The organism is Marseilla massiliensis (assembly GCF_016899955.1).
Lineage (GTDB): Bacteria > Bacteroidota > Bacteroidia > Bacteroidales > Bacteroidaceae > Prevotella > Prevotella intestinigallinarum.
The window spans coordinates 1-6,504 of sequence record NZ_JACJJL010000049.1; the positions used below are offsets into that span (position 1 = coordinate 1).

The 6,504-nt window shown below is 47.9% G+C and carries 6 protein-coding genes; all 6 read right to left on the reverse strand.

Annotated features, from left to right (window positions below):
- Positions 1 to 329: 329 nt before the first annotated feature.
- A complete protein-coding gene (locus H6B30_RS15425; RefSeq protein WP_204473738.1) occupies positions 330 to 839 on the reverse strand; it encodes a hypothetical protein in 510 nt (169 codons plus the stop codon).
- Positions 836 to 2,461 carry an energy transducer TonB gene (locus H6B30_RS15430; protein WP_204473736.1) on the reverse strand — a complete coding sequence of 542 codons (1,626 nt, stop codon included), beginning with the start codon at positions 2,459 to 2,461 and terminating at the stop codon, positions 836 to 838. Before H6B30_RS15430 ends, H6B30_RS15425 begins: the two co-directional genes overlap by 4 nt.
- 97 nt (positions 2,462 to 2,558) lie before the next feature.
- Positions 2,559 to 3,929 carry a MobV family relaxase gene (mobV, locus tag H6B30_RS15435; protein WP_205112161.1) on the reverse strand — a complete coding sequence of 457 codons (1,371 nt, stop codon included), beginning with the start codon at positions 3,927 to 3,929 and terminating at the stop codon, positions 2,559 to 2,561.
- A 38-nt stretch (positions 3,930 to 3,967) separates the two neighbouring features.
- A complete protein-coding gene (locus H6B30_RS15440) occupies positions 3,968 to 4,417 on the reverse strand; it encodes a hypothetical protein (RefSeq protein ID WP_205112163.1) in 450 nt (149 codons plus the stop codon).
- An 89-nt stretch (positions 4,418 to 4,506) separates the two neighbouring features.
- Positions 4,507 to 5,700 (reverse strand): primase-helicase family protein, encoded by a 1,194-nt coding sequence (locus tag H6B30_RS15445; protein ID WP_204473732.1) that lies wholly within the window; start codon positions 5,698 to 5,700, stop codon positions 4,507 to 4,509.
- Positions 5,701 to 5,971: 271 nt separating this feature from the next.
- A complete protein-coding gene (locus H6B30_RS15450; RefSeq protein ID WP_205112168.1) occupies positions 5,972 to 6,343 on the reverse strand; it encodes a virulence RhuM family protein in 372 nt (123 codons plus the stop codon).
- Between the last annotated feature and the right edge of the window lie 161 nt (positions 6,344 to 6,504).

A 6,504-nucleotide genomic window follows, 5' to 3' on the forward strand; every position in this document is an offset into this window, starting at 1 on the left:
TCGGGAAGTCGTTGTATACGAACGCGGCTTTCATACTTCTCTATTTCCGATTGCGATAAGGGGAAATCAATGTCTTGTGCCTGTAATGGAAGGAAAGCCAATAAGCTGATAGCTGACAGTAATACTTTAATTTTCATATCAGTAACTGTAATGGTTATTTGCATTCTTGAACGTTTATGCTGTCTATTTCCAGTACCTCGCTAAAAAACGATTTCACATCATCTGTATCCTTTATATCATTCAGCATACCATGATGTACAAAATATGAATTTGCTTGTACGATACCTTCTCGAACAGGTCGGAATATCACCATGCTTTGCCAATCTCCGTCATAAAGGTATAAGTATTAAGTATATGGTGGGGGCTTTCAGGTTCATTCCATAAAAGAACGCATCATCAGCCACGAACAAAGAAGCAGCTGCAAGTGTAGTAGCTCCACTTAATGCGTTTAGTTGAGATGGTATAGACCTTACCTTCCTGTCGTTGATGGAAGGATTTGAACTGTCAGCTATTAGGTGTCTGACAGAAAAGACCTTTTCTGGCGAATCGTATTGATATTGGGCGATATCAGCAACTATCTTATTGACATCTCTTGAATGGCTGCAGAAATTGAGATATTCTTGGTCGTTAGCCAGTTGCCTCATTTGTTGCGTAAGTTGTAGCCCATGTTCTTTCAAAGTTGACGTAGAGCTTACTTTGATATTTGTAACCGTATCGCTACTACCGATGATAGTCAACTCTTTGTCCGGCGTTGCTTCTGGTTGAGCTTGTTGTCGTTTGTTGGTACAACTTAGGCAAACTACACTTGATAATATTGCGAATAAGATGATTGTTTTCATTGTAGTAATTCTCCTTTCTTGTTAATATATTGCCATTTATCACTTACCCATTCGTGATGTTCTCCGTTAAATATCGCTTTCCCTTCTCCTGTAAATGTAACTTTTGCTTTGCCGTTCTTGAATGGAAATGCAAATTTGAATTGGGGCTTAATGACCACATTGCCCAATGAATCGGCAAAGCCTATCAGTCCGTTCTCATCCATGATGCGGAAAAGTCCTTCGCGGATATAATCGGGACCGTTATCATGTTTGAACATATAGAACAATTCTTTGCCTTGATTGTTTATGCAAACAATCCGTGCGTCTTGCTTGTACTCATACACAAAACCGATGTTCCGTATGGTGTCTGTTTGGCAGAATTTGTATTTATTGTATGGCACAATGGTATCGCCTTGTTCATTCAAGTAGCATACGGGGACACCGACTTCAAGATGTTTTTCTGTTGTATGGGCAATCAAGCTTCCATTCCTCTTAAAAACTATAGGTATAGTCCATACAGATTCCCTATATTCTCCTTTGCCGTAATAATTGATGGTAGGTGTCCAGCGAGGCATCTTTCTGATGATTTCCAATACTTGGTTGTCCCAGTATTCAATGCCGCAGCTCCGCACTACTTTCGCATCATATACTTCTCCATACGAGTTAATCCGTATCGTATAGATGCCTCTCACTTGTTGTTTATCACCCAATAATGCAGGGTCATACTTTAAGCGTTGGGTGATGTAGTTTTGCGCAGAACACAGCTTGCCGTTTTGGAAAGAAGAGACAGCCTCCCATTCTACAAAACAATGTTTCTGTTCTTCTTCCGCGATACTGTCCACCTTCACCCTGTCTCGGTAATGTTGTGGCAGGAAAGGCACATAGACCGCATAGTAACATTTCATTCGCTTGCCGTCCTTGTCCCTGCATGGCAGACAATGCGGTAATTCTTTGGTCAGCCGGATAACCTCTTTGTCGAATTCTTTATGTTTAGAAGTCAAAATGTAAATGCCGTGTGGCAACCCTAATGTGTCGATATAAAACATGACTACGGAATATCCGGCTTGGTTCTTTTTCAACAACTCTTCGGGATATACCATTTGGGAAGTATAATACTTTTCTAAATCGTAATTCCATTTTGCCCAACGGGGTGGTTCAATGGTTGATAAGTCTTTAATTGGACTCCCCGACATATCCAAAACGCCTATGTTCCAACCTATCTCCGCACACCAGATGCTGTCCAAACGGTTTTCATTCTGCCGTTGTCCTTGCAGGCTGTTGTCAGTCATGCATCTGACCGGACCAACACCAATGGTCAGTGTGTCAGGCAGATACTGAAAAACCAATGTGCTGTCGGTCAGCTCTTGGATAATGTAATTTTTCCTCGATTCAAAGACTTTGATTGTATCTCCGCATAAAGAATAAGAATAAAAAGTTTCTTTCCTTTTGCCATCATACAAAAAGACGCTTCTCCACCCTGCATCACGAAATTCCATTTCCATAGCATATTGCTTGTTTTGGGGTAATTGCACTTTCCATACTTTGTTTTCCAGCAATGCGGACATATCTGCACATTTATTGTTTTGGGCAGAAAGTCCACCTATTACAACCCATGCAAGCCATATGAACAGAAGTTTCTTCATAACCTATCATCTTAATAGCACTCAAAGATAGCGAAAAGGAATAACCTAATCAATTATTAGACTATTCCTTCCCCGTTAGGTTTAAACAAATTAACTCTTATTGTCGAAGTCCTTTCCTATATTGAGGCGGTATGACATTTTTCCGAATGGATGAAAACAGCCTGTCAAACTGTTCTTTGAACCATTCGCCAATCAGTTGCCCGTTGATGGCAAGTGCAAGTTTCGATTTGTCCGCCGGGTCTTTCACCACTTGGAAGCCTACTTCCTCTGTTTTGAATTTCCGCCCGTGTTCCTCCGAATAGAGTTCGCCTTCGTAGAACAGCGGCTTGCCGCTGATAAGCGTGGCGGTCTGCCTTTCGGTGAAGCCGACTTTGAGGCAGAACTTCTCCATGTACACAAGCTCTTGGAACAGCGGAAACCATTTCTTGGCTTTTTGGATGATGGATTTCAGGAATGACACTTCCCTTTGGTGTTCCGCTTCCTTGTCCGACATTTCCCTACGGTGCCGGGCTTGCAGTTCCATTAACTGACGGCTGTGTTCCTCCTGCTGCCGCTCCATTTGCTGTTGCAACAACTCGATGCTCTCGTCACGGGCGGCAACCTCATCTTGCAGGATGCGGTTGTCGGCTTCAAGCTCTTTCAACTTGCCTCCGCCAAAAAGGGAACCGACCTTTGCCACGAGTGCCGCTTTCGCCTCGGTCTTGGCGGCTTCCAGCTTCTCCGACTTGATATCCTGCTTCACCTCGTCCAGTTGTCGTTCCGCCTGTTGCTGTTCGGTCTGCAACTGCCGCACGTTGGCTTCAAGCTCTCCCGTCTGCCGTTTCAGGTCACGGTAGTATTGGGCGGTGGTGGTGTGCCGTGCTTCCGAACCACGGACACCACGCTGCAAGCCATATTTCGCCATTGCCTCTGCATAGCTGTCGTGGTAGGCAACCAGTTTCTCACGTGTCAGTAGGTCATCGGCACACAGGCGCACGGCGTTGGTTTTCTTGCGGTAGGTGCGTCTGCCTTCCGTCTGCTTCCGCTTGGCTTTTCTGCGCTCTCCCGTCACTATCGGCACGACCGTGGCGTGGATGTGAGGCGTGTGTTCGTCCATGTGCAGCACCGCCGAAACGGTGTTCTCCCTGCCGAATGTGCGGTGCAGCCATTGCAGGTTGTCATCGCACCACTCGGATAGTCTGCCCTCGTCCTGCACTCTCGCCATGTCCTCGTGCGTACCCGAAAGCACGATGCGGATTGCCCGTACTTGGTCGGGCGTTATCTTCCTCTTGATGCCAGCCGTGCGGATGCGGTGGCTTATGGCTCCGGTGCGGTCTGTTACGCCGTCGGGGAATTGCACCAGCTCGCGGTTGAGATGGGTGCGTGTGGGGTCTGCGTTCTTGGGCGTTGTCTTGCGTTCGATGTGGTCGGATGCGCCCGTGTCAGCCGACCCTTTCGCCTTGTTGATTTGGATGCTGATATATCCCATGTTCGTTTCTTGTTTTTGAGGTTATACAAACTTGTTTGTCAGTGTCTGTCTGCGGTCATAGCCGCACGGGACAAGCGGGGGTGTGCAGCGGGGTGCAACCCTGCTGGCTCATTGGGCGTTTTTAGCATTAGCGTCAGCGGTGCGTGAAGAAAACGCCCTAATGAGCTATGGCTTTTTGCTTCCCAAAAGCCTGCGGCGGTGTCGGCGATGATGTCGGCTGTTGTCGGTTGCCTTTTTCTTTTCGCCAGCGACATCGGCTTTCCCTTGTCTGTCGGCAGGACAGAAGTCCGTCCGACCAGCCTGCGGATGGCGGTGTTCGCCTCCGTTGCTTTTCCTGTGGACTTGTTGAGGGCTGAAAATCCGATGAATTGATGATTGGATAGTCTAACGCATTGACATACATTGCAATAACCTTTCATCATCGTTTCATCAAACCGCTCGCCAAAAGAAAAGTGATGTATGGGGCTGCGTCCGCTTTCTCTTTTCATCAGCCAAATACTTTTGTTGAGTGTTTGATGAGTATGTAAGTTACTGTTATTCTTTATGTTATATATGCTTTCATCATTTCATCAAGATATCAAAGTGTTTCCAATTGCGCTTTGCTTACCGTGTAGTAGCGTCCAATCCGTCTGACGGGAGAGTAACGGCATTCACGGTTGTAGTCGTATTGGTAGGTGGTGTAGGAAAGCGAATTGGATGCTGGTGTCAGCTTCCAGCACTCTTGTACCACTTTCCGAACCTGCGACTTCTCCACCTTGACTTGCGAGCAGACGAGCAACGGGATAATGTCATTGAGGCAAAAAGAAACAGAACTGACACCTGTGCTTGCCATGATGTCGAGCAGCAGTTCAGCCATTTCAATCTCCAAACGGTTGCGGTTGCTTCGGATAATCTTCCGCAGGGCATCCGTCTCCAGCCGCTTCGGGTTGAACCACATACGGCTTTCTTTCTCGGTGGAGAGTGTACGGTTGGCAAGGAAATGCAGGAAAGCAGGGATTTCCGCTTTCAGCTTTAGCAGGAAGTCAGTATCATCACTTTGGATCGGCGCAATCTTCCGCACCCAATAGCGTGTCTCCCCGGCGTCAATGATGACGGGCAGGTGCTCGTTGTTGGAGCAAAGCACGAACTTGGCGAAGAAGCCTATCTCGTCACGGTCCTTGCCTTTCGCCTCCACCTTGTAGGAAAGTGTGGTGCTGAGGTTCTTCAACCTTTCGCTGTCCTCACGGCGGTTGAGCAGCACTTCATCCACCATGATGAGCAGTTTGCCCGCCCAGTCGGAATTGAACTGGCTGCGGAAGTCCTCATTGGTGTTGAAAGTGACATTATTCTGAAAGATAGCTTTCAGGAAGTTCAGAAACGTGCTTTTGCCCGTGTTCCGTTCTTCGGACACGAGCAGCAAAATGGGCAGCTTCTGAATGGGGTAAAGGTAGAGCAGTTGCAGGTAGTCCATGCCCAACTCGTACTGTCCGCCGAAGATGTGTTCCACCAACGAGCGGATGCAGGGGAAGTCGCCTTGTCGGAGAATATGGCTTATCGGCTCGTAGAGGTTGAGGAACTTGCCGACTACGGGCTGGTAGCCCACATGGTCGGGTACGGTGCAGAAGCCGTCATACTTCGGAACACTTGCCATATAGTCCTTGCCGTAGTCCTGCCGCAAGGTCTCTGAGTTCCATGCGATGCGCTTCCTCACATAGCCGCCGTCAATTTGGGGCTGGTCCACAATTTTGTAGAGCGTTGTGCCTACTCGGATGAATTCTTCTTTCTTTTCCATGTTTCAAATATAGGTTTTAGTGCCGCCGAAACCTTGTCGGCAGGCGGGTTGAACATGGGTGCAAAGCTACGGCATGACGGTTAAAACCTTGATACGTAAAACGATGCAGAACGGCGCAAAAGAAACCGACGGATAAGAAAATGCAGTAAGATGGGCAATATCAGTTATCAAAAGGCGAAAAGAAAAAGCCCGAAGAAGCGGAAAATGGTACTTCTTCGGGCAGACTTGGATTGTGTGAGTGCATGGGCGTAGTGACACGCAACCGCACTCGCTAACACTTGCACGATGTGCTGTTGCCTAACGAAAGCCACAGCATTTGTCTGTCTATTCGCAAGCACAGCCTTTCCAACAGGGCATTGCACACCCTTGCTGCATTTGGCGTATTGATGCGGAAAGCGAGTGCCACGACCATTGGCAAGGCATACGCTTCCGCATAATAACCGTTAGGCAACCTGATGAGCCTTTCCACTTCGCAAGGTTGCAACACTCCACTTTTGTACACGGCTCGAATGGCGGCACGGAGTGTCGGGGCTATTACACCGAACAGCGTTACCAATTCCATTTCGCTCATCCACACGTTGGCGGTATCGGACGGTACGGCAACACTGCCGCACCCGTCCATCGTGATTGTTGTCCGTTCCATAGGCTGTGCGTTATAGGACGAAACGTCCGCTTACCTTGCTTTCAAAGGCGGATATGTCGTTTTCAAGTTTAGCGTTGGTCACCTGTAGGCTCGGCTGTCGGCGCCATGCCACCTTACGGTGGTAGGTTTCCGACAGCCTGCCTCCGAACCGTACGTACACG

Excerpts from the sequence above, each read along its gene's own strand:
- mobV (WP_205112161.1), bottom strand. The coding sequence starts at position 3,929 with ATGGGATATATCAGCATCCAAATCAACAAGGCGAAAGGGTCGGCTGAC.
- H6B30_RS15425 (WP_204473738.1), bottom strand. The coding sequence starts at position 839 with ATGAAAACAATCATCTTATTCGCAATATTATCAAGTGTAGTTTGCCTA.
- H6B30_RS15450 (WP_205112168.1), bottom strand. The coding sequence starts at position 6,343 with ATGGAACGGACAACAATCACGATGGACGGGTGCGGCAGTGTTGCCGTA.
- H6B30_RS15440 (WP_205112163.1), bottom strand. The coding sequence starts at position 4,417 with ATGAAAAGAGAAAGCGGACGCAGCCCCATACATCACTTTTCTTTTGGC.
- H6B30_RS15430 (WP_204473736.1), bottom strand. The coding sequence starts at position 2,461 with ATGAAGAAACTTCTGTTCATATGGCTTGCATGGGTTGTAATAGGTGGA.
- H6B30_RS15445 (WP_204473732.1), bottom strand. The coding sequence starts at position 5,700 with ATGGAAAAGAAAGAAGAATTCATCCGAGTAGGCACAACGCTCTACAAA.